The following is a 21769-nucleotide window of genomic DNA, read 5'->3' as shown; positions in this document are numbered from 1 at the left end:
GAATTATGCCGATGTTTCCGATTCTGTCGGCAATTCCCCCCGAAAGACACGTCGCCCGAAAGGGTTGCTTCGTGGCAAAAAGGAACCATGGTCTCCCTCTTGCTCCATCGCCGAGGCGAGCCGAAACATGTTTCCGTCGAGTTGATCGGCCCAATAAACCAGGTTGGCCTCCCAGGTCATCGGCGATTTCGGGCTCCCATGATCAGGGCCGCCTTGATGACTGACGACCAGGTGTTCAAGCCGTAAGAGCCAAGGGCCATCTACCTCCAATTCGCGTGCCGTATCGCGCACCAGATCACGGCCGAGCAAGATGTGCCCGATCAGTTCGCCAGGAATCGTATACGCCGTGTTGGCAACTTCTTCGTCCAGTTCCCACAGCTTGCCGATATCGTGGAGTAAGGCACCGGCGATCGCCAGTTCGCGCGTCAAAGTATCCCGCAACGAGGCATGCAGTCCACGATACGTATTAAGCAGATACAAAACATTTCGCGTCACGCTGTAAACATGCTCGAGAAACCCGCCAGCGTAGGCATGATGGTGTCGCATGGCACCCGGCATTCCCGCGAGCCGCTCTCGATGCGTTTGGTAGATGGTTGTCACAAGCTGATGCAGATCCGGGATTGTGATTTCCTGGTCGATGACGTTCAGCAGTTCGTCAAACAGCTCTTGTGGGTCGTCGGCTGAAACAGGCTGGCAGAGGAGGGGATCGAAGCCTGCTTCATGGCCATCGTCGCCGACTTCGCGAAGCATCGAGATCTCGATCTTGCCGCCGAGGGTCGTTTCGCTGAAGCGGCCACGAATCTTGTAGAAACGGCCCACGGTCCATTGGTCGCGACAAGGAAGTTCGTGCGGCGTTCCTTCCCAGATCACGGCTGCCACGTTGCGGCGGGCATCTCGAAATTCGAGCGAGTAGTAAGGGCGACCTTGCCGGGTAAGAGCACGTTCCTTCTTGAACAACTGAGCGAAGAAGTCGGCATGTTGTCCATGCTGAAGTTCCGACAGCGGCATCGTCTGAATCATGGCGGCCCCCAAGTGCGATTTACCAGAGATGGATTGGCGATCCCATCTTAAGAGGGGGCATGGCGGAACGCCAGCAATTTATGCGGGAGCGTACAGCTTCGATTCTTGACCAAGTCCTGTGAGCATCGTTTGAAGCCGCTTACGGAGTTCGACCATCAATGGGTCTTGCTCCGCTTTGGGGCGACGCTCGGTACCGACAGCAATCGGGTGATCGACCTCGATCACGACGTGCAACATGCCGTGATGCGTGGTGGCATCTTTCAAGTCTTCCTCGTAGCGTTCGACCGTTTCTAAGAGGCGATCGATGCTGGGGTAATCGCGAACGTAGTTGGCGACGTAGCACGAGATCTGCTGGGCAACGTAGATATCTTCCAACTGCATCCAGCGACGGGCACGTTCTTCTGGAGAGACTTTACCTGCGATCATGTCCGGCAGCATTCGCGAGCGTAAGGCTTTGATGCGCGGCAACACATTGCCTTCACCTGGCTCCTGCAGCCATTCGCGTTCGAGAGGATGCAGGATTTGATCGATCAGTTCGCGAGTCCGGGCTTCCATGTCGACTGGATTACGAGGATGCCCGAAGTAGCGAATTTCTTCCAGGCAAAAGAGCCCCTCGCCAATGCGTTCAATCCGCTCCAGCAACGGAAGCTCTTCCAGAGTCCGCCAACCCAGGCGAAACTCGAGTTCGTGAAGCACAGGCTTCAGAGTCGCTTCAATGTCACCCTGAAAATGATACTTGATGCCGATGGGATGGATAACGGTTGCCCCGCGTCCTTCCTTCTCGCGACGCTTGGCGGCCGACCGAGCGATGAATGCAACCCCGTCCAGAAGCGAGTGCAGGTGATCGTTCGTGCGGGTGGTCGAGCCTTCCGGAAAAAGAACCAGCGGGCGATCGGCTTCGACCATCACATCGATGGCCGTGGCGATCGACTTTCGATCGGTCCCTTCCCGATAAACGCTGAAGCCACCCATGATATGGATCGCCCAAGCCTTCAGCCAACCTTGGTTGAAAAGATGCCAACTGGCCATCGAGTAAAGGTTGCAATCGACTTCGCGGGCCAGGAAACCGAGCACCAGCGGATCGGACACGCGGGAATGATTAGGAGCCAGCAAAACCCCACGCCCCGCATCGAGCGATTCCTTCAAGCGTTCTGGATAGCGAACCTCGTACGAGGCTACTCCTTCGTATTTGCGAAGGTAGATTCCGTAGAGGTTGAATCGCTGAATGATAGCAGGCCACCAGGTGCCCCGATGGGGCGGCACAAACTGGTAGGGCTTCTCGATGATGATGTTCTGCATGGGAGAGCGAAGGCTTTAGGGCCTGCGCTGAGGCTGTTATTTTGCGTATCCTTGGGGGTGAGACTGATGCCAACGCCAGGCAGTTTCAATCGTCTCGCGAACGTCCAAGTATTTCGGTTGCCAACCGAGAATTGTATGGGCTTGCGTAGGATTGGCTACCAGGGCAGGGGGATCCCCCTCGCGTCGAGGCGCCATTTCGGTTGGAATTTCGTGCCCTGTGACATCGCGACACGCTTCAATGATCTCCAGCACGCTCACGCCACGCCCGGTGCCGAGGTTCAGTTTCAGGCAATTCTCTGGGGTGATCTGCTCCATTGCCGCCAGGTGCGCATCGGCCAGATCGTCGACATGAATGTAGTCGCGGATACAGGTCTTATCGGGGGTGGGGTAATCATCGCCGAAGATGCTGATCGATTTTCGCTGGCCTAAGGCAACCTGCAGCACCAGCGGAATCAAGTGCGACTCGGGCGAGTGGTCTTCGCCAATATCGCCATCCGGGGAAGCCCCGGCGGCGTTGAAGTATCGCAAGGCAGCGAACGACATTCCATAGGCATGGGCGTAGTCTTGCAGGGCGTGTTCGATCGCCAGCTTCGTGAAGCCATACGGATTGACCGGGCTCTGAGGGAACGATTCGTCGATCGGGGAGGAAGCGGGAATGCCATACGTCGCGCAGGTGCTGGAAAAGACAATCCGCGGCACATCGGCCGCTCGCATGGCATCCAGCAAACTGAGCGTTCCGGTGATATTGTTCTGATAGTATTTGGCCGGATTGGTAACCGATTCACCGACCAGGGCAAACGCGGCGAAGTGGATGACCGCTTCGATCTTATGCTGCTGCATGGAAGCGGTCAGTCGATCGGTCTCTAGTAAGTCACCTTCGACCAAGGGAAGCTTCGCGACAGCATCGCGATGGCCTGCCGAGAGATTGTCGTAGACGACGACGTCGTGCCCGGTTGCGGCCAATTTTCGGGCCGTGTGGGATCCAATGTAGCCCGCTCCACCAACCACTAGCACTCGCATCTTCACTTCCTCGATGTTTTGCTGAATTCAATCGTTGACGTTGTGGCAGGTCCGCTACACCACGGCTGTGCCACGATTCTGCCGAATCGAACCCCTACGATCAATACGACCGGAATCTTCGTTTGCCAGCTCGGCTCGGCCGCATTTAAGGCCGACAACAAGAATAAGCCAGGTTCTGTCCTTTGATTCAAAAGTAGCTTGGGTTCTCGATGAAACGAAAATTAAAGCTCAAACTCAAGCGACCGCTCCCTCAGCCTCAGGGCGAGCGAACCGAGCGGTTGATTGCGTCGATGGTCACTTATTTGACGACCGAATGTCACCTGTCGAATAACACCATCCAGGCTTACACGCGAGATCTCCGACGATTTCGGACATGGGTCGGCCCCAAAAATCCGACAACGCTGACCATCGCGGAACTCTCGGACTATGTTGCCTGGCTGCACGATCAAAACCTGGCCCCCGCTTCGGTGGCCCGGCATATCATCTCGCTGAAGGTCTTCTTCCGCTATCTGCAGTTGGAAGGGGTGATGCAAGACAACCTGGCCGAACTGCTAGGTTGCCAGAAGCTATGGCAGAAGATTCCTTCCGTCATCCCGCCGTACCAGATCGACGATTTCCTGACCGCTCCGTGGAGTGAAGATCCCTACTGGCGACGTGATCGAGCGATTCTGGAAGTGTTGTATGCGTGCGGCTGCCGTGCGTCGGAGATCGCTGGGCTGAATGCCAGCGACATGCATCTGGAAGATCAGTTCTGCCGTCTACATGGGAAAGGGAACAAGCAACGGCTGGTTCCCCTCGGCGAGAAAGCGGTTGCCGCGTGCGAACTGTATTTAAGAGAAGAGCGTCCCAAGCTGGCCAAACGAGGCTTTGGTTCGCCGGCGTTCTTTCTGACTCGCACTGGACGACCTCTTCGCCGCGAGGCGATTTGGGAGATGGTCAAAAAGTACGCGCTGCGAGCCGGAATCGATCCGAATGTCAGCCCGCATACCTTGAGGCATAGCTTCGCCACGCATCTGCTGGCGGGAGGAGCCGATCTTCGGCAGGTCCAAGAGCTGCTGGGGCATGCCAGTATCGCGACCACGCAGATTTACACGCACGTCGACCAGACGCGCCTAAAAAAAGTTCACGCCGCGTTTCATCCGCGAGCGTGAACTTCAGGTTGGAATCGCTGGGCTAACCAGGTCGCCGTGACTAAGCACCGGCACCGGGAGCGAACTTGATCTTCTCGACCAGTTTCTGGACTTCGCCCGTCTTGGGGTCGACTCGGCCGGTCACCGCGGTGATGGCACGAATGACGTAGTGATAGTGCAACTGGAAGTCGGCATCGATTTCGATTTCCGATTCTTCCTGGGCCGAACTAGGGCCGTCGGAAACGCCGATTTGCTGGACGATCGCATCCTGCAACTGGGCGAACTTTTCCTGCACGTTGCCATCGAAAGTGGTGTTGTTCAACGCCACCGATTGCAACGCACCATTCGGGCCAGCTCGAAGTTTCAGTTTCAAAGGGACCTGCAAACTGGTGCTAGGCGCCCCTTGGGCCGCTTGCGGCATGTTGATGTTGAAGTCACCTTCCATCGCGACGATTTTGAACGTCATGATGAAAAAGACGAGGAGCTGAAACACGATGTCGATCATCGGTGTCATCGGCACATCGATCTTTTCTCGTCCGTGGACTTCGTTCTTGCGAAGTTTCATGAACCTAACCGTTCACCTTAGTAGGGGACTTTTTCCTTGGCACGCAAAGCGAACTTCTCGAAGCCTACATCCTGACAAAGCTTGATGGTCTCTTGCACTTTGCCAGTCTCGACGAACGAGTCGCCACGAATGATGACGGTCACATTTTGGGCACCGCCATCTTTCCCTTTGAACTCATCCGCAATCTGCTTTTCGACCACCAAACGGGGACGCAGGCTATCGAGCGTGAAGTCGTTGCCGTCGAAATACACGTTGCCATTCTTATAGATCTGCAACGTGATCGCGTTCTCGAACGGCACTTCCGGCGGCTTGGCCAGTTCGCTTTCGGGGAGCTTAATCTCTTTGTTTTGATCGGCCTGCGTAAAGTTGATCAGCACCATAAAGAAGGCGATCAACTGGAACGTCATGTCGATCATTGGGGTCAGGTCCCCCTCGAGCATCTCCCGCTTTTTCTTATGGATCTTCATTCGCTATGTCTTATCGCTGAAGAGATCGGACGGAAACAACGGGACTTACTTGCCGACGTTTTGGAAACGGCTCATCAGGCCTTCGCTGGTGATACCGACTTCCAGGGCCAGACGGTCAACTCGGTTGCGAAGGATGTTGTAAGCGGCGATCGCGGGAATGGCCAAAGCCAGACCGACCAGCGTGGTGAACAAAGCGGTCGAAATACCATTGGCCAGCTTCGAGGCTTCTGGAGTCGAACCACTTTGGGCGATCACGCTAAACGAGCGAATCATACCGTCGACCGTGCCGAACAGGCCGATCATGGGGCTCAGCGTGCCGATCAGGGCGAGGTAGCTCAAACGGTGGTCGAGCTTCATGTTCTCTTCTTCGCCCACTTCCTGCATGGCTTCGATCGCCTTGTCATAGCCGAGCGAAACCTTTTCGAGGCCAGCCGACAGCACCTTGCCGAGGAACGATTCGTCTTCCTTGGCCATGTCGTAGGCTTCCTGGACCTGGTTTTCTTCCAGGCAGGCTTCAAAGCTCTCGACCAATGCCAGCGGCACGACGTTTTCACGGCGGGCATTCATGATGTTCATCACCAACAGGGCGACGAAGATGATCGAGATGCACATGAAGATCCAGAAGTAATAGCTCAAGGCCTCGAAGACCCAAGCGAACAAACTCTTGGCTTCTGGTGGGGCAGGATCGTTACCGGCGGCCGGAGCAGCAGCAGGAGCGTCCGCCGCAGGGGCCTCGGCTGCTGGAGCAGCGTCTCCGCCTGCGTCCTGGGCGGTAACCGACTGCGTGGAAAGAAAAACACCCAGCATCAATGCGACGGTGGCCACGCAGAAGGAAAGGGAATAGGCATGAGGTCGACGCAACATTGGGTTCTCCAAACTTTGGCGAATAGCTGAGCTAGGTTTGTGATTTTGGAAGTTGGTGTAAGAATGCGCACTTGGCCCTCCCCTGGAAAGAAAGGGCAGAGAAGGCCGAGGAAAAGAGGTGAATCGACTAGAATGACTCGTATTCTAATTGGGTAATTTCACCCCGAAAAGCATCCGCACGGTGAGTTTGCCGGCGTTTCCGGTCAAACTCACCCATTTAATCGTTCTCACCAACGAGAATTATTGCTTGTTGGCCCAAGTGCTGCCCGGATATCGGTCATTCAGCAGGTTTCGGGCATCGGTCGCACGATCGGGATCGTTGATCTGCTTCCAGAGATTGGTCAGGTAATACAGCGCTTCCGCGTGAATTTCAGGATCGGTGTAGAACAAGATGTCGGTGTGCAGGTAAGCCAGCAAGGCATCCTTCGGCTGGTTCGACTTCAAGTAGCACAGACCCAAAGCATTGTAAGCACGGCCGAATAGTTCTTTATCTTGAGGATCGGCGTTGTCGACGACCTTCTGAGCCAGTTCGATGCCTTGCTTGGCATCGCCGGAAGAAGCCAGAGCCTTCGCCTTACCGACGGCTGCAAAGTTCTTCTGGCGAGCGGCACCGGCGACCGATGCGTTGGTGCTGAGAACCTGATCGAATCGCTTCACGGCGTCGGCAGCTTTGTCCTGAGCCAACAACGCGCGACCTTCCAGGACGAGGGCTGACATCTTGTAATCTGGCCAAGGAGCGTTGGCCAAACCACCGTAGTACTTGGCAGCCGAAGCGTAGTCGCCACTGCTGACGGCGATGTCGCCCAGCATGCGAGCCACGTCGTAGAAGTGGAAGCTGTTGGTGGCACCACTGGCGAAGCCGAGCAAAGCCTTCGAGGCTGCAGCGCGATCGCCGGAACCGGCCAGGGCCAGCTTGCCCATGGAAAAGGCCCGCAGGAAAGCGATTTCCTGATTCACCAGCTCGTTGTTACCACTTTGAACGTTCTGTAGCTTTTCGATGGCGTCGGCGAACTGGCCGTTCTGAACCATTTTGCGAGCGGTCTTCACGTCGAACGGTTCCGCATCGATCGAGATCTCGATGATCTCGTTCGTCGGAATCTCGACCGGAGATCCACCCTTGTTCAGTTGGACGGCATCTTTGGTCGAGCTGACGATCGTGCCGGTCTGCGAACCGCTTTCCGTACGAACCGAGTCGGCCAGTACCGGGCTGCCGGCGACAAGGGCCATGGCGACTGCCTGGAAAAGAATCTGACGCATGTTTATTGCTCCTCGAATAGATCGATTTTGATCGGGAAAAGGTTGGGGTGAAACGGCGGCTCTATGAGACTATTTTTCAAGTCCCTTGGTTTCGCCGGTCAGGTCTTTCTGGATCTTACGCATCAGCGTATCGAACTTCTTGAACCACACTTCACCACCTAATGACTTGTCGAACGACTGGGTCGAATAGATGTCTTTGGCAGCCGCGGCCAGGTACTGCTTCTTCTTGTCGTCGCTCGTTTGAGCCAAGGCGAACTGATAACGGCACTCGGCCAGGTAGTATCGCGACTCGAAGAAGGTATCGCGGAATGGCGATGGATCGGCACCGGCCTGGGCGTAGCGAGCCAGCAGCGATTGCAGGCGTCCCCAACCCCAGATGACATTCCGCTTGGTTTCCGGATCTTGTTCGGCACCCATCAACGACTGATAGAACGCCTTCGAGTCACCGCCGTTAAGGCCCCACAGATAGAACGTCTTGGCCGCTTCGACCTGAACGTTGACCATCATGTTGCTTTCCTTCAGCACGTCGGTGAAAGTGGCGATCGCTTTGTCATATTCGCCGATTTCACGCTGAGCCATCGCAACGCGGACACGCACCTGTTGGATCATCGCAGGATTGATCGAGCCCTTGGCGGACTGAGCGATGATCTTGTTATAGGCGGTAATTGCTTGGGTATAGAACGGCTTGGTGTCCCCCGTAAAGCTTGGATCTTCCGAGAAGCTTTGGCCGAGATTGTAGAACGTTTCACCAACCCAGTTCAGCACGTTAGGTTCAGTGCTGGAATCGCCGACCCGCGTCAGGAACTGTTCAAAGGCCTTCGCCAGCGAAAGCTTGGTGGCAGGGTCCGCGTTATCGAGTTGGCTCTTCAGGTCATTCGCCAGCGAGATGTAGATGGCGACCAACTGCTTTTGGCTGTTGGCATCGTTGCCAGCCAGCGTCTTGAGCTGTGCCATTGCTTTCTCGGCACTGGCCATCAACGACTCGGTCTTGGCCGGATCTTTGGTGGTTGGCAGGGCCGAGATGTAAGCTCGCACGGCGGCTTTGTAGATTAGCTGATCGATCCCAGGCTTGGCGACCGCTGGGCTCTTTGATTCGATCAGCGTCATCAAGCCAACCTTCGGCTTTTCAAGCAGTTCGATCGCCTTGTCCGATTGGCCGACGTCGGTGTAGACCTGAGCTAACGACAACGCACCCAGCACATAGGCATAATCGGCCTCGCCACCCTGGTAGCTGTTCACACCGGACGACAGGATGTCTTCCGTCTTCTTCTTGATCTCAGCCAACTGCTCTTCGGTGGGCACACCCATCATCTGTGGATCGGCCTTGGCCTGACGACGCAGAGCATTACCGTTGAGGAACAAGTTCCAGTAAGTCTGACCGACCTTCAACTGGGCATCTGCCTTGGCAGCGGTTCCGTCACCGATCTTGGAGACCGATTCTTCCGCGGCGGCCAACATTGCTTTTTGCTGTTCCCAGCTCAGCTCTTTCGAACCCGCTTGTTGTAGTTGGAAACCGATGAGTGCCAGGAGAGCTTGCCCTGCTTCTTCCGAATCGGGCCAGGTCTTCACCATGAAGTCGGTGGTGTCTTCAACCAGACCCAACTCGAACGCTCGGTTGTCGGCAGGGGCCGATTCAAACAATCGCAGAGCACAGGCCAACGCCATCTTCGAGCATGGTTTGGCACTCGGGCTGTTTGGGAAACGCTTCGCGACGAAGGTTGCCCGGGTGTAAGTGTCCCAGTATTCGGCATCCTGGAAACCGAGGAACGACAGGAAGTAGTGGACCCCGTTCACTTCGTCCGAAGGAATATCGCGGTCCGCCAGCAGCAATGCTTTCTGGAAGTAGGCATTGGCTTTGCCGAATGACTGTTGAATCGTTTGTTCTTCCGATTCGATCTGCGAAGTCAGTTCGTCCTTGGCAGCCTTGTCGTTCGTCTTGGCCAGGTCTTCTTTCATCTTGTTCACGGCGAAGCTTTGAGCGTTGGCTTCTGTGATCAGATCGCGACCGGCGGTGACCGCTTCCTGGAAAGTCTTTGGTTCCGGAATCTCTTGAACGACCGCGTCTTCGCCTTGGAGGGCAGTTCGCAGTTCCAAGGCTTCCTTCTGGTAGTCGCTTGGGAACTTGGAAACGTCGACTGCCAGTTTCAGTGCTTCGCGGCGGTTGTCGCCACGCGCCTTGTCTTTGTTGTCGCGGCCATCCGCGTCCTTCTTATAGGCCTTGGCCACAATCAACTTCATCTGCAGCCAGTCGTCGGCACGCTGTTGGTTCGGACGAAGTTGTTGTTGGCTCAACCAAGGAGCCAGATCGCTGATAACCTTGCCAGGTTCGTCTTGCCCCATCCAGATTTCAGCTAGGCCAATGGCACCTTTCAGCTTCACCTGACGGAACTGTTCCGGCTGATCACCCAGCAGGAACAAGTCGTCTTTGTAGATCGCAATGGCTTCTTTGTTCTTGCCCAAGGCTTGCTGAGCCTGACCTTCGTAGAGACGAGCATACAGACCAGCCAGGCGGGTCTTGTACTTGCTGTAGGTCTCGCCGAATTCTTTGGCGGCTTGCTCGAGTTGCTTCTTACGATTCGGATCTTTCTCCGGCAGCGTCTTAGCCATCTCGAAGAGGCAGTTCGACGCAAGCAACTGAGTTTGAATATACGAGGCCCGCATCTCATCGCGGAACTCGATCTTCTTGGCATCCTTGGAGGGATCGAGCACTTTGCCCAACGAGTTCAGCGTGTCGCGGATCTTGGTGTTGGCCGCTTCGTATACCTTGCGAGCTTCGTCGTAATTCTTGCGAGCCGAGACAAGGTAAGGCTCTTTATCTTCTGGCTTCTCTTGGCGACGAGCACGCGCTTCGGCCAGACGAGCCTGATCGGAAAGAACGTTACCACGCTGGATCGTGGCGTCGATGACGCGATCGCTTTCGGGATTGTCTTTCAGGAACTTCGCCAGGTTGGCGGCCGCCGAACTGAGCATCGCTTCACGAGCATCAAGGTTCGGACTTTGACGCGCGGCTTCGATCTCGGCGATTGCCTTGCGATAGTCGAGCGTCTTGCGGACCTCTTCCGGCAGGCTCGGCGACTTGGCCATCGAATCGATGTACCAAATGGCCTGCTCCTGAAAACCGCGATCCAACAATCCGTTGAAGAACTCGTCGAACGGTTCGGCCGCGTGAACGACCGGGGCCATGGCCATCAGTAGGCCGGAAGTGAGAAAAAGCTGCTTAATCATCCGCATCGATTTCATCCTCTGAGACAAGGCGAATCCTCCACCTGGACAAGGACTTCTCGGTATAAACCGGTACCTGTGGGGCACGCTGGAATTTTGGGGCGAAAAGGTTGATTGTCCATGTTTGTGCATGGGCTGACAAATGAGATCAGGCCGGCACAAACACCTTGAAGAAGAGATGGGGGAAGAGGTGATGTTCCTTTGTTTCAAATTATCGGCTCAGCGTTGACGCTTCAAGACTGGCCGTTCAAGGGCGAACTTTTATCGTGATCTAATCAGGCAGCCCAGGCAACAGGAGTTCCAGACGAGGATAGCTCGCATGTTGCTTAAAAGCGGGATTCAGCGATGAAGTCCAATTTTCTAACTCGTCGGTCGTGTTGCCACGGCGACGCGAAAAGTACGAATTCTGGTGCAATGCCAGGCATTGCTCGGTCAGTTGTGCGGCTTGCAGCGACATAGGGGTAGCTTGCCACGACGAGGCGAATTGCAGCCGGCTGACCTTCTGGCTTGCCTTTTGAAGCTTTCCCTCGGTGTCGTGCCAGGTCAAATCGATCGTTGCGACATCGTTCGGGCCGTCTTCGGGTAAGACTAGTTCAAACAACAAGGTCGCACTCTCGCCCGCGTGGATTTCACGCGTATGCGATGTGGCCACAAAATCGCCACCAACTGGCTGATATCCGATCAGACGATACTGCCCGACCGATTTCGCGTTCCATTTGACGGTGACTTCGGCATCGGTTCCGAGCAAGGTCGAAGCCCCATGCACTTGTTGATCCAGGAAGCGATTCAAGCGTCGTAGCGAGTTGGTCACCAGCCATCGGCCCATTCCATCTAGCGCTGCCGGGGGAGGAAGGATCGACGAATAGTTCTCGTTTTCGAGTTGAATCCAGGCGAAGTCGATGCCTTGCTGCGAGGCGTTCTCGATCAGTGGTCGCAATTGACGATTGGTGGCCTGATCGAGCGATGGGAAGCGATCGGAAAGCACAATCAGCGGGCGACGGATGTCACCGAAGCCTGGCTTCGTCAGCGAAGTTGCCGCGGCGAAGCGAATCCCTTCAGCGAGATTCGAGGCCTGACCTGGCTCGATCTGATCGAGAGCGGCAAACCATTGATCGCGATGGTCGAGCGTCGCGTCTTCAATTAAGGCGTAAGGAAACTCCGACATCACCACCAGTGTCAGCGTGTCGTGCGGTTGCAGGTTTTCGATCGTTTCGCGAAGGGCGATCTTGACCGGCATCCAGGTCCGCAAGGCATGCTCTTCGTTCTCAGGCGGTGTGATCGCTATGGTCAGATGGACTGGCGAGCGATCTTTCGGATCGGCCGAACCTGCCACGACACCTACTTGCAGAAGCTGCGTGCCGGCACGAGCGAACACGGCGGGACCGGCAGCGGTACGAAGTTCCACTTTACCTGGCTGGCCAGGGACATAGAACTTGCCGGTAGCCGACAGCCATTCTTCGGTGCGGGCATTCTCGAGCAGTTCTGGCGACCAGGGACGTTCCGAGAAGACAACGTTCTCGAAGCTTTCCTGCGAGGTCGTCACGGCAACTTTGGTCGCCCGCACGGCCGGATCTTGCGGGGAAGTGAAGGGGTGGCTGGCCTCGCGAAGGAGGAAGTCGCGATCGTACTGCTTGGTTTCTGGAAGAAACGTGACCGGCGAACTGCTCGGCATGATCATCTGCGGCATGCCAAACGACGAGGCCACAGCAGGATTCGCACCAAGGGGCTGCCAACGCATTAAGAAGGTGTTGGCGAGAAGGTCGTGCGGAAGCTCTTCCGAAAGCGAATGGATGTTCACCGGTTGTGGTGGCGAAGCGAGCGATGCCGGCAAGCTGACTTGCGAGAGCGACGGAGCAAGCAGATTCGCTTCCGCCAGTTCGGTCAGGTTCGGGGCCGATACGCTTTGGGCAACTTCATCGTTGGTGAGCCCGAGCCATTCCAATTCCAGTTGCGATTCTGTCGGAGTCGCAGGAGCCAGGTGGTTGGCAACCGGATCGGTCGTAACATCATTACTGGCGAGGCCCCGGTTCTGCTGCATCTGCAGCGTCCAGCCAATACCAAAGGCAACGAGAATTGCGGCCGCAGAAGCCCACATGGCAACCGCCCAGGAAATACTTGGCTGACGCTGAGCACCGCTGCGTTCGCGAATACTGCGTGTGACCAGGACGGGAGTGCCGGCGATCTGATGCAACTGAGGCACCAGGTTATCGGGGATTTCGACCGCCGAAAGTTGGGAATCCAGCGCTGCGTCGATTTCCGCAGCTTCGGGGATGCACTGGAGCCGAGCTACGAGATCGCCTGGGACAGGCACCTCTCGTAGTTGTCGCTCGAGTTCGAATTCGTGGTCGGATGGATTCACAGTGTCAGGATATCGTTCGATACGTTATTCAAGGGAAACCCGATCAAGCTGAAGCGGTCGTCGCTTCAGGAGGGGGATCGGGTTGATAACTCGTGGTGTAGTTTTTTTCGGGCACGACTCACGCGGGAAAGGATCGTACCGAGAGGGACTTCTAGCAGGTCGGCTGCCTCCTGGTGGGTTAGTTCACCCACGACCACCAACAAAATGGCCTCTCGAAGTTCGTTCGACAGGCTTTGCAGGGCGGCCTGCATCTCGTCGCTGAAGCCTTGTTCGGGCTCTTGCGGTGCTTCCAACTCAGGCGTGGTCTCGTCGTGATCGGAAAGAGGCATCGGCTGCTTCTTTCGCCGCCATCGGTCAACAACACGTCGACGTAAGATGGCGATCAGCCAGGCCCGCTCTCCTTTGGTGGCGTCGAATCGATCTCGGCTGTCCCATACCGATCGAAAGGCGTCTTGAACGACGTCTTCAGCATCGTGCCGGTTGCCCATCAAGCGGAACGCCACGCGGTAGAGCGTGGGACCATGCTGGTCAACCAATCGGTGAAACTGCTCGGCAGAAAGAGCCAACGCACCCTCCGAGGGAAGAACTGAAAGAGGTAAATCTGCGAGACCGGAGCCAGGCAGAGCCCGTCGAACAACTCCTCCTATCTAACGCTTCGTGGCCTGTCGCCAGGATTATTCCCGTTAAGAGGAGCGTATTTCGAGATAAAACCCATGATACCATAGAGTTCAGGAAACGGCCGCGAGATTGGTAGGAGGCTAATTTTCTGGCTTGGTCGTTGCTGTATCTCTTGATGATCTCTAGATTTAAGAAAAACGATCGTTGATCCGTTGTTTAAACCGTATCCCACCTTGTGGCTGGTAGGGTGCTAAAGTCACTCCGTTTGCCCAAATCAAGCAACCGTTTGGGTGTCCGCTATAATTCCCGCATGTCCTCTTCCAACCCACCATCGTCGAAGCCACCTCGTAAGCCGGCCCGGAATTACTTTGCACGGGGCGAGCAGCTTCGTCTGCTGATGCTGGTCGGCTCGTTGGGGCTGGTGATCATGCTAATGGCACGTGCGGCCGACCCGCAAACCTGGAAGTGGATTGCCCCAGACGATGCCGGGGTTTCCGAGCAAGCTGGGGATGGACTGACACCGGTGCCTGCCGAGCAGATACGTGTGCCACGCCGGGCCGTCGCCGCCGATAACGGCACCGAGGGTGAGTTCCGCATGGTGGCCGATCGACGGCCGGCGACTCCCTACACGCTGGGCTCGAAGAAAGATGAAGCGAAGAAGGAAGACAAGTCGGAACGCTGGGCGAGTGACGAGGCCTTGGCCAATGTCGAGGACAGCAGTCCGTTCCGTTCGGTCGACTTCGATGCGTGGGCTCAGATCTTCGATCGTCTGACGGAAGCGAACGCGAAAGATCTCTCGACCGAAAACGCTCCGCCAGCGCAGTTCAGCCAGTTATTCCAACAATCGAGTCTCTATCGAGGAAAGCTGGTCACGGTCAGCGGAACCGTAAGACGCTGCGTGAAATTGCCGCCGAATCCGTTGGATGAACGTGCAGGCAATTTGTGGCAGATGTGGTTGTTCTCCGGTGCGGACTCTTCGCCGATGGTGGTCTATTGCATGAACTTGCCGGAAGGCTTCCCGGTGGGGAACGAAGTCCACCAGAAGGTTTCGTTTCAGGCGGTCTACTTTAAGAAGTGGGTCTATGCCGCGAAGGGGGGCACGATGACAGCGCCGCTGCTTCTGGCCCGGAACGTCAATTGGCAGGCCGCGCCTTCGCTTCAGCGGGAAATTACTTCGGCGGAAATCTACGCCGGCATCGCTGGAACTTTTGTGGTGGCCATTGGAATTGTCGGCTTTGTCTGGTGGAATAGTCGCAACCGTGACACCCAGGTCGAACAGATGATGCGACAACGCAATCGTCAACAGTTCGAGCAACGCGCCGACGAGATCAACGTTGGGGCATCGGTTCGCGATCAACTCGGAGAGCTTTCAGCTCAGATGAAAAAGACCTCCTCGACAGTGGAAACGGATGAACAGTCCCCTTCATAGTTTCAGTCGATCGATGCGCGGCGTGGCAGTTTTTTGGCTGCTGTTCTTTGCCTCGCCTCTCTTCGCTCAAGATGGCGGCGAGCCATCTCCTATGTCAGAAGAGCCAGCCGAAGCCGAAACGCCGATGGCCGAACCCGAGCCGAGTAAGCCGGCCACGCCAGACTTCGCCAACATGTCGTCTCGCGAGTTCTTCGCGATGATTGACTTCGGTCCTAGCTATTTGGAAATGTTGATCGATGGCGAACCGCTGGCCCAGGGCGAACAAGAGGCCGTTATTCGCGCGGTCACTCGCTTGCGTCGATTGCAACCGCATCGCATCACGCGTTGGCTGAGCCTGGAAACGCCTTGGCAAGAGTTGCTTGATAACCCCAAGCAGCATCGCCTCGACTTCTTTCTGCTGACCGGCACGGTGCAAGCGGTGCGTGAGGTTTCGGTCCCGGCCGAAGCAATCGAGAATGTCGGCCTGGCCACCTATTACGAAGTGGACGTGCGGTTCGATGAAACCGAAGGCAACGCGCAGGGAACGATCATCGTCGAGCAGATCCCTCAGGCCTGGCGAGTCGCGTTAAACCCCGAGAAAAACGTTGTTGGCGAACGCTTCAGTTGCCCTGGCATCTTTCTGAAATCGTACGAACGAGAAGATGGCCAACGCGGCTACGTCTTTGTTTCGCCAAAGCTTTCGTGGCATCCTGAAAAGCCCAATCCTGCCTTAGGCGTGACACCAGCATTGGTGCGGCTGGCCGAGCAGGGGATGGACATTGGTGAGCTGTCGCATGTAGTCGACCGAGCCAAGTTTGAGGGGCTTGAGCGCGAACCGTTTTATCAAATGATGGCGGCGGTGACGCGACTGCCAATCGATCAGCAGATGGCAACGAGCGACAAGGATGTTTCGCAGCTTTTAACGTTGCCCAAGAATGGCTTGATGGTCTCGCCAGAAACCTATCGGGGCGAGTTTATTCCACTCTATGGCCTGTGTCGCCGCATCACGCGCATCGAAATCGATGACGACGATGTTCGCGAGCGACTGGGACTCGATCACTATTACGAGTTGTCGGTCTTTGTGCCGATCCCGGCTCCGATCGTCTCGCAACGGCCTGGTGATGAGTCAACACGCAAAGAGTTTGCCAACGATTATCCGGTGCTGGTGTGTGTGCCTGAGTTGCCGGCCGGCTTGAAGGTAGGCGAGCAATTGCATCAGCCGATTGAAGTGGTGGGGCCATTCTTTAAGTTGTGGGCCTATCGGACTCCGTTTATGTCTCGCGAAGATTTTACCCGTCGACAGATTAGTCCCTTGTTCATTGCGTCGAATGTTCGCTTGAGTGAGCAAAAGGTTAATCTGGAAACGAATAATTTTGTGCTCGCGGTGCTGATTATTTTGGGGGTCGTGATTGGGATGGGGGTCGCTTTTGGCCTGATCCTGGGACGCAAGTCGTCGTCGCGACGTCGTTAACATGCACGGCCAAGCGGCGAAGATTTTACGCGACGCGTCAAGCCCTCTTGATAATCGCTGGCGGCTGGCCCATATTCAGCAGCAGAGCCGGATTGTTGGGCTTAACAGCTTCAAACGATTCATCTTGCGGACACGTCTTCAACCATTTTTCCCAGCCGTAGCTGGGCTTTCGAGGAGAACTCTCTCATGAAACGAGCCAAGATCACGATCGTCGGTGCCGGTAATGTGGGAGCCACCTGCGCTCACTGGTGTGCAGCCGCCGAGCTGGGCGATGTCGTGTTGCTGGACATTCCGCAGACTGAAGACATGCCAAAGGGCAAGGCTCTCGATTTGATGCAGGCCTCGCCAATCGTTGGTTTCGACAGCAATGTCGTTGGTACCACCGATTACGCCGACACCAAGGACAGCGACGTTGTCGTGATCACCGCTGGTATTCCTCGTAAGCCAGGCATGAGCCGTGATGACTTGTTGGCAACCAACGCCAAGATCGTCACTGCCGTTACTGAACAGATCAAAGCCACCAGCCCGAACTGCACGATCATCGTCGTCAGCAACCCGCTCGACGCCATGGTGCAGCAGGCTCAGAAGGTCAGTGGTTTTCCACCAAACCGCGTCATGGGTCAGGCCGGTGTTCTCGACACCGCTCGTTACCGTACCTTCATCGCCATGGAACTGGGCGTCAGCGTCGAAGACGTCACCGCCATGCTGATGGGTGGCCACGGCGATACGATGGTTCCAATGCCATCGTGCACCTCGGTTGGTGGTATCCCGGTTACGCGTCTGATGGACGAAAAGCGTCTGGAAGAAATCGTCGACCGCGCTCGTAAGGGTGGTGCTGAAATCGTCGGTCTGTTGAAGACCGGCAGTGCTTACTACGCACCAGCCGCTGCGACTGCTCAGATGGTTGAAGCGATCGTCCGTGACAAGAAGCGTCTGATCCCGGTCGCTGCTTACTGCGATAAGGAATATGGCGTCGGTGGTTACTACGTTGGTGTGCCAGTGATCCTGGGTTCCAACGGTGTCGAAAAGGTCATCGAGCTCGAACTGACCGAGCAAGAAAAGACCGACTTCCAGAAGAGCGTCGACGCCGTGAAGGGCCTGGTCGAAGCGATGGACAAGCTGTTGGCTTAAGTACCGACAGTCTTTCTTTGGGAATCGCAAGTCGTCGGAAATCCGCGGTACAGCAATAACGGTTTGTACCGTGGAAAATTGGGCAGAAATTCAGAGCAACCGACGTCGCTAGCAAGATTGTTTCCCTTCTTCATTCGTGATTCAATGCTTGTTCCAACGTGGCGGCAAGGATGTCGCGCAGGACGCTCGAGTACGATTTCTCAGCGTTGGCACTACTCAGGCGAAGCAGATCAGTCAAAAAGATGGAGAGGCTGATCTTGACCCATTTGGCGAACCAAGCCACATTTGGGCTTCGCTCTCCGAACAACCAACACCGAGAGTTCTCAGAACGTTTTCATGAAACGCTTAGACACGCCAGCGCCACCTGCGACGCATTCCTCGAACCTTAGCGTCCAGCAGAGCAAAATCTACGAGTTTCGCATTCGGCGAGATTCGTCGCAAAGTTGCCCACTCGAACTTTTCACTCCGCTGCACTACGAGCCAGGCTATGCCTATCCGCTGATCGTGTGGCTGCATGGAGCGTTCGATAACGAGTCGCAGCTTCGCCGCATTATGCCGCTGACCAGTACCCGCAACTTCGTCGCCGTCGGGCCGCGAGGGACCAGCCGTCATTCGCGCGGCAGTGGTGCCGGGATGAGCAGCTATTACTGGGCTCAAGATGAAATGAGCATCGAAGCCGCCTCGCGTCGCGTCGAGATGGCGATCGAATCGGCGTCGGAACAGTTCAATATTCATGGCCGTCGCATTTTTCTGGCTGGCTATCAAGATGGTGCTACCATGGCTCTTCGCCTGGCATTGCAGCATCCTGAGGATTACGCCGGTGTGATTTCGATTAACGGTCCATTCCCGGAAGGGCATGCTCCGCTGCGGAACCTGGGCATGTGCGAGAAGATGCCAATCTTGCTGATGCACTGCCACGAAAGCACCTATTACACCGAAGACAATCTCTGTGACGACATTCGCCTGGGGCACAGTGCCGGGCTGAAAATGGACGTTCGCGAGTATCTTTGCGGCGATGGCATCATGACCGACATGCTAGAAGACATGAACGGCTGGGTCATGGGGCAAATTCTTCGCTAATGCCCCTGCTTGGCATGCAGACGCACAATCCAAAGAAAAAGGCCTCGATCTACGAGGCCTTTTTTCGTGCGCGGTTGGGGCTGCCTGGCGGCTTTAAAAAAGAGGCGTTCCTAAGAGGGGATTGCTAGCGAGACCCCCAACGCGATCTTTCCGATCTTGTCTTGACCCCTTTCGGCAGATTTCTGTACATATTGCCCCGCGAATCCATGCGCGGTTGCGTGCGCACTTCGGACTCGCGAATGTTTTTCGAGCAATTGACCGTCAAACTCAGGCCAGACTCTCCCTTTTATCGATATCGGCTTGAGCCCCTAAGGAACTTGAGAACTTTTTTTCATGTCGACCGACGCCGAACAAAACGAAGCTCCTGAAGCAGCCGAAGGTGAAGCACCTCGCGGCGGATTCATGGGCCTTTTGGGCAATCGGATCTTTCTGATTGTCGGCGTGATCGTTCTGGCAGGTGTCGGCACGGGGACGGCCTGGGTCTTGATGGGAAGCGGCGAGACTGACGAGCAATCGTTGGCTCACGGCATTGCCCTTTACGAAGAGGGAGAAGTCACGAAAGCTCGCGAGATCGCTCGGGCCCATATCGACGACCTTCGCGTCGAAGAGCCATATCAGGGGGCCGCTCCGTTTCTGCTGGGGATGACCCTGTTCGACGAAGCGAAGGACTATCTCAATCCGAAAGATCGCGAGACGGTCTATCGTGTCGCGGCTCAATACCTGGAAAAGGCCAAAGAACGAGGCTATCCGCCTGCTTACGAAGTCCGAGGTGATTTCCTGCTGGGCATCAGCCAGATGGAATCGAAGCAGTACGAGAAAGCGATCGAAACCCTGAAGGCCGTTTATCCTCAATATCCAGTTCAGCAACTGGAAATCGAAGACGCTTTGGCCGACTGTTACCTGAAGCTGGAACCTACCACGCCGGATAACCTCGAACAGTCTCGCAAGTGGAGCACGCAGTACGGCTCGCATCCAGGGCTTTCGCCAGACGATCAGTCGGGTGCCTTGCTGCGGTTGGCCAAGATCGAATATGAACTGGGTGACCTTGAAAAAGCCGAACAAACGATCCAGAAAATACCTCCAACATCGCAGCGCTATGTTGATGCGATCATCGTTCAAGGTCTTGCCAGTCGTCGCCGTTATTTGAACCTGCTGGCCGCAGGCGAAAAAGACAAAGCTCAAAGCGCTCTTGAAGCTGCCATTCGTTTGTTTCGCAAAGCTGCCAGCAACCAGTTGGTTGCGGCCGATTCGACGCGAAAGGCTTCGTACTTGTTGTCGGTCATGCTGCGAGCCAACGGCCAAACCGAAGAGGCAATGGAGCAAGCTTCACGAACCCGAAAGATCTATTACCGAACGCATGAAAGTGTTGCCGCAGGTCTCGAAGAAGCAGAATTGCTCCGAGCCGCCGGCAAAGATGAAGAGGCGGTGGAAATCTATCGCCGTGCTCTTCGGGAATCGACCCTGACCGGTCGCTACGAAAACCCTTGGGTCGACGAAGTTACTTTCCGTCAACGGATCACCTCGGCGATCGATGCCTGGAAGTCGGTTCAAAAGTTCAAGCCGGCTGTCGAAGTTGCCCAGGTCTTGCGGCCTCTGTTCCCAGCCGATCAAGCTTTGCAGATTCTGGCGGATGTGCAGTACGAATGGGGTGAATACCTCGCCGCCCAGGCCGAAAAAGTTCCCTTCAACGAATCGCTCGATCTGCGAGCCAAAGCTCGCTTCCGCTTTCGCAGTGCCGGCAAGGTTTATTTCGACCTGGCTGAAAATCGCTTCGCCACGGCCGAATATACCAACGATCTGTGGAAGAGCGCTTCCGCCTATCTGCAAGGTCAAGACTTCAGCAAGGCGGTCGAGATCCTGGCGGAGTATCAACGCTACGAAACTCGCGAACATCAACCGCGAGCCCTGGTCGCCACGGGACGAGCACTCATTGCCCTCGATCGTGCCGAAGATGCATTGGCTCCGTTGAACGAGTGCCTCGACTTCTATCCGAAAGATCCTTCGGTGTACGAAGCACGTGTGCTGGCCGGCGAAGCCTACATGGAGTTGGGCAAGCTGGCGGAAGCCAAGAATGTTCTGCGGGCCAACCTCGACGATGGTCGCCTCGAACCAAGCAGCCGCGAATGGCAAGACTCACTCTTCTCACTCGGCCAGGTGCTGCAGTTGGAAGGGGAAATGTTTGAAGCCCAGGCACGCGTCAAAGGTGCTTTGGAGTCACCCGAAGCGATTCCTCGTGAAGCGTTTCAGTTCCTGGAACAGTCCAACGAAAGCTACCAGGGTGCCATCAAGTACCTGCATGCCGCCGTGCGACGATACCCAGACGATCCTCGCTCGGCGAGTGCTCGTTACCTGATCGCCGAGTGCCATCGTCGCTCGTCGATGCTGCCGAAGAAGAAGTTTCGCCTGGTCAATATCGAAACCCAGCGAATCAAGTTCGACAAAGAAGTGAAGGATCACCTGGAAACGGCGATCGAGATCTACAACCAACTTGAATATGAACTGACCACCAAGTTGGAAACGCAGGCCGAGCTTGATCCGGTCGAGTCGAAGATCTTGCGAAACTGCTACTTCGCTCAGGGCGCGGCGATGTTTGAACTGGCCCGTTACAAGGAGGCGATCGAGGCTTACTCGACCGCCTCGAACCGCTATCAGACCGAACCGGTTTCGCTGGAAGCGTTCGTGCAGATCGCTCACTGCTACCGGTACATGAATCAATCGAACGAGGCTCGCGGAACGGTCGAGCAGGCCAAGATTGTCTTGTCGCGATTGGACGACACCGTCGACTTTTCCGACACGACCCATGGTTCTCGCGACGACTGGAAGAACTACCTCGACTGGTTAGGGACAACCCTTTAAGA

The 21769-nt window shown here is 56.0% G+C and carries 16 protein-coding genes; 6 read left to right on the top strand and 10 right to left on the bottom strand.

Going from position 1 to position 21769, the window contains the following annotated elements:
* Positions 1-3 precede the first annotated feature (3 nt).
* The 3 genes from ABD890_RS05720 to galE all read right to left on the bottom strand — a co-directional run bounded on the left by ABD890_RS05720 (position 4) and on the right by galE (position 3339).
* Positions 4-1020 carry a 3'-5' exoribonuclease YhaM family protein gene (locus tag ABD890_RS05720; RefSeq protein ID WP_345086752.1) on the bottom strand — a complete coding sequence of 339 codons (1017 nt, stop codon included), beginning with the start codon at positions 1018-1020 and terminating at the stop codon, positions 4-6.
* 78 nt (positions 1021-1098) lie between these two features.
* Entirely contained in the window at positions 1099-2319 is a 1221-nt protein-coding gene (locus tag ABD890_RS05715; protein WP_345086750.1) for a 1-acyl-sn-glycerol-3-phosphate acyltransferase, read from the bottom strand.
* A 36-nt stretch (positions 2320-2355) separates the two neighbouring features.
* On the bottom strand, positions 2356-3339 hold the full coding sequence (gene galE / locus ABD890_RS05710; RefSeq protein WP_345086748.1) for a UDP-glucose 4-epimerase GalE: 984 nt from the start codon (positions 3337-3339) through the stop codon (positions 2356-2358).
* Between the two features lie 209 nt (positions 3340-3548).
* On the opposite strand from galE, the gene xerD reads away from it, so the two are divergent.
* Complete coding sequence (gene xerD, locus ABD890_RS05705) at positions 3549-4490, top strand: site-specific tyrosine recombinase XerD (protein WP_345086746.1); 942 nt, start codon at positions 3549-3551, stop codon at positions 4488-4490.
* A gap of 40 nt (positions 4491-4530) precedes the next feature.
* Here the strand turns inward: xerD and ABD890_RS05700 are convergent, their stop codons facing one another.
* From ABD890_RS05700 to ABD890_RS05670, 7 genes are all read right to left on the bottom strand, one after another.
* Entirely contained in the window at positions 4531-5034 is a 504-nt protein-coding gene (locus ABD890_RS05700; protein ID WP_345086744.1) for an ExbD/TolR family protein, read from the bottom strand.
* A 17-nt stretch (positions 5035-5051) separates the two neighbouring features.
* Positions 5052-5501, bottom strand: coding sequence for an ExbD/TolR family protein (locus ABD890_RS05695; RefSeq protein ID WP_345086742.1), 450 nt, complete (start codon positions 5499-5501; stop codon positions 5052-5054).
* Positions 5502-5546: 45 nt separating this feature from the next.
* Positions 5547-6365, bottom strand: a complete 819-nt coding sequence (locus ABD890_RS05690) for a MotA/TolQ/ExbB proton channel family protein (protein ID WP_345086740.1) — start codon at positions 6363-6365, stop codon at positions 5547-5549.
* Positions 6366-6605: 240 nt separating this feature from the next.
* Complete coding sequence (locus ABD890_RS05685; protein WP_345086738.1) at positions 6606-7622, bottom strand: tetratricopeptide repeat protein; 1017 nt, start codon at positions 7620-7622, stop codon at positions 6606-6608.
* Between the two features lie 69 nt (positions 7623-7691).
* Positions 7692-10853: a tetratricopeptide repeat protein gene (locus ABD890_RS05680; RefSeq protein ID WP_345086736.1), complete on the bottom strand. Its 3162-nt coding sequence runs from the start codon at positions 10851-10853 to the stop codon at positions 7692-7694.
* 262 nt (positions 10854-11115) lie between these two features.
* The gene (locus ABD890_RS05675) at positions 11116-13203 is read right to left on the bottom strand and encodes a vWA domain-containing protein (protein ID WP_345086734.1); all 2088 of its coding nucleotides are present in this window, start codon (positions 13201-13203) and stop codon (positions 11116-11118) included.
* 65 nt (positions 13204-13268) lie between these two features.
* Entirely contained in the window at positions 13269-13769 is a 501-nt protein-coding gene (locus tag ABD890_RS05670) for an RNA polymerase sigma factor (protein WP_345086732.1), read from the bottom strand.
* 362 nt (positions 13770-14131) lie between these two features.
* On the opposite strand from ABD890_RS05670, the gene ABD890_RS05665 reads away from it, so the two are divergent.
* From ABD890_RS05665 to ABD890_RS05645, 5 genes are all read left to right on the top strand, one after another.
* The gene (locus ABD890_RS05665) at positions 14132-15250 is read left to right on the top strand and encodes a hypothetical protein (protein ID WP_345086730.1); all 1119 of its coding nucleotides are present in this window, start codon (positions 14132-14134) and stop codon (positions 15248-15250) included.
* Positions 15251-15272: 22 nt separating this feature from the next.
* Positions 15273-16700, top strand: coding sequence for a hypothetical protein (locus ABD890_RS05660; RefSeq protein ID WP_345086728.1), 1428 nt, complete (start codon positions 15273-15275; stop codon positions 16698-16700).
* A gap of 186 nt (positions 16701-16886) precedes the next feature.
* Complete coding sequence (mdh, locus tag ABD890_RS05655; RefSeq protein WP_345086726.1) at positions 16887-17831, top strand: malate dehydrogenase; 945 nt, start codon at positions 16887-16889, stop codon at positions 17829-17831.
* Positions 17832-18167: 336 nt separating this feature from the next.
* Entirely contained in the window at positions 18168-18911 is a 744-nt protein-coding gene (locus tag ABD890_RS05650; RefSeq protein WP_345086724.1) for an alpha/beta hydrolase, read from the top strand.
* A gap of 333 nt (positions 18912-19244) precedes the next feature.
* Positions 19245-21767, top strand: a complete 2523-nt coding sequence (locus tag ABD890_RS05645) for a tetratricopeptide repeat protein (protein WP_345086722.1) — start codon at positions 19245-19247, stop codon at positions 21765-21767.
* The last annotated feature ends 2 nt before the right edge of the window (positions 21768-21769 follow it).

It is taken from the genome of Bremerella cremea, assembly GCF_039541315.1.
Taxonomy (GTDB): Bacteria; Planctomycetota; Planctomycetia; order Pirellulales; family Pirellulaceae; genus Bremerella; species Bremerella cremea.
Note: the sequence above shows the minus strand (reverse complement) of the source record. Positions and strands in the feature narration are given on the sequence as shown.

What these genes read in the sequence shown, in the direction of transcription:
- ABD890_RS05720 (WP_345086752.1), bottom strand. Translation starts at nt 1,020, where the DNA reads ATGATTCAGACGATGCCGCTGTCGGAACTTCAGCATGGACAACATGCC.
- ABD890_RS05715 (WP_345086750.1), bottom strand. Translation starts at nt 2,319, where the DNA reads ATGCAGAACATCATCATCGAGAAGCCCTACCAGTTTGTGCCGCCCCAT.
- galE (WP_345086748.1), bottom strand. Translation starts at nt 3,339, where the DNA reads ATGCGAGTGCTAGTGGTTGGTGGAGCGGGCTACATTGGATCCCACACG.
- xerD (WP_345086746.1), top strand. Translation starts at nt 3,549, where the DNA reads ATGAAACGAAAATTAAAGCTCAAACTCAAGCGACCGCTCCCTCAGCCT.
- ABD890_RS05700 (WP_345086744.1), bottom strand. Translation starts at nt 5,034, where the DNA reads ATGAAACTTCGCAAGAACGAAGTCCACGGACGAGAAAAGATCGATGTG.
- ABD890_RS05695 (WP_345086742.1), bottom strand. Translation starts at nt 5,501, where the DNA reads ATGAAGATCCATAAGAAAAAGCGGGAGATGCTCGAGGGGGACCTGACC.
- ABD890_RS05690 (WP_345086740.1), bottom strand. Translation starts at nt 6,365, where the DNA reads ATGTTGCGTCGACCTCATGCCTATTCCCTTTCCTTCTGCGTGGCCACC.
- ABD890_RS05685 (WP_345086738.1), bottom strand. Translation starts at nt 7,622, where the DNA reads ATGCGTCAGATTCTTTTCCAGGCAGTCGCCATGGCCCTTGTCGCCGGC.
- ABD890_RS05680 (WP_345086736.1), bottom strand. Translation starts at nt 10,853, where the DNA reads ATGCGGATGATTAAGCAGCTTTTTCTCACTTCCGGCCTACTGATGGCC.
- ABD890_RS05665 (WP_345086730.1), top strand. Translation starts at nt 14,132, where the DNA reads ATGTCCTCTTCCAACCCACCATCGTCGAAGCCACCTCGTAAGCCGGCC.
- mdh (WP_345086726.1), top strand. Translation starts at nt 16,887, where the DNA reads ATGAAACGAGCCAAGATCACGATCGTCGGTGCCGGTAATGTGGGAGCC.
- ABD890_RS05650 (WP_345086724.1), top strand. Translation starts at nt 18,168, where the DNA reads ATGAAACGCTTAGACACGCCAGCGCCACCTGCGACGCATTCCTCGAAC.
- ABD890_RS05645 (WP_345086722.1), top strand. Translation starts at nt 19,245, where the DNA reads ATGTCGACCGACGCCGAACAAAACGAAGCTCCTGAAGCAGCCGAAGGT.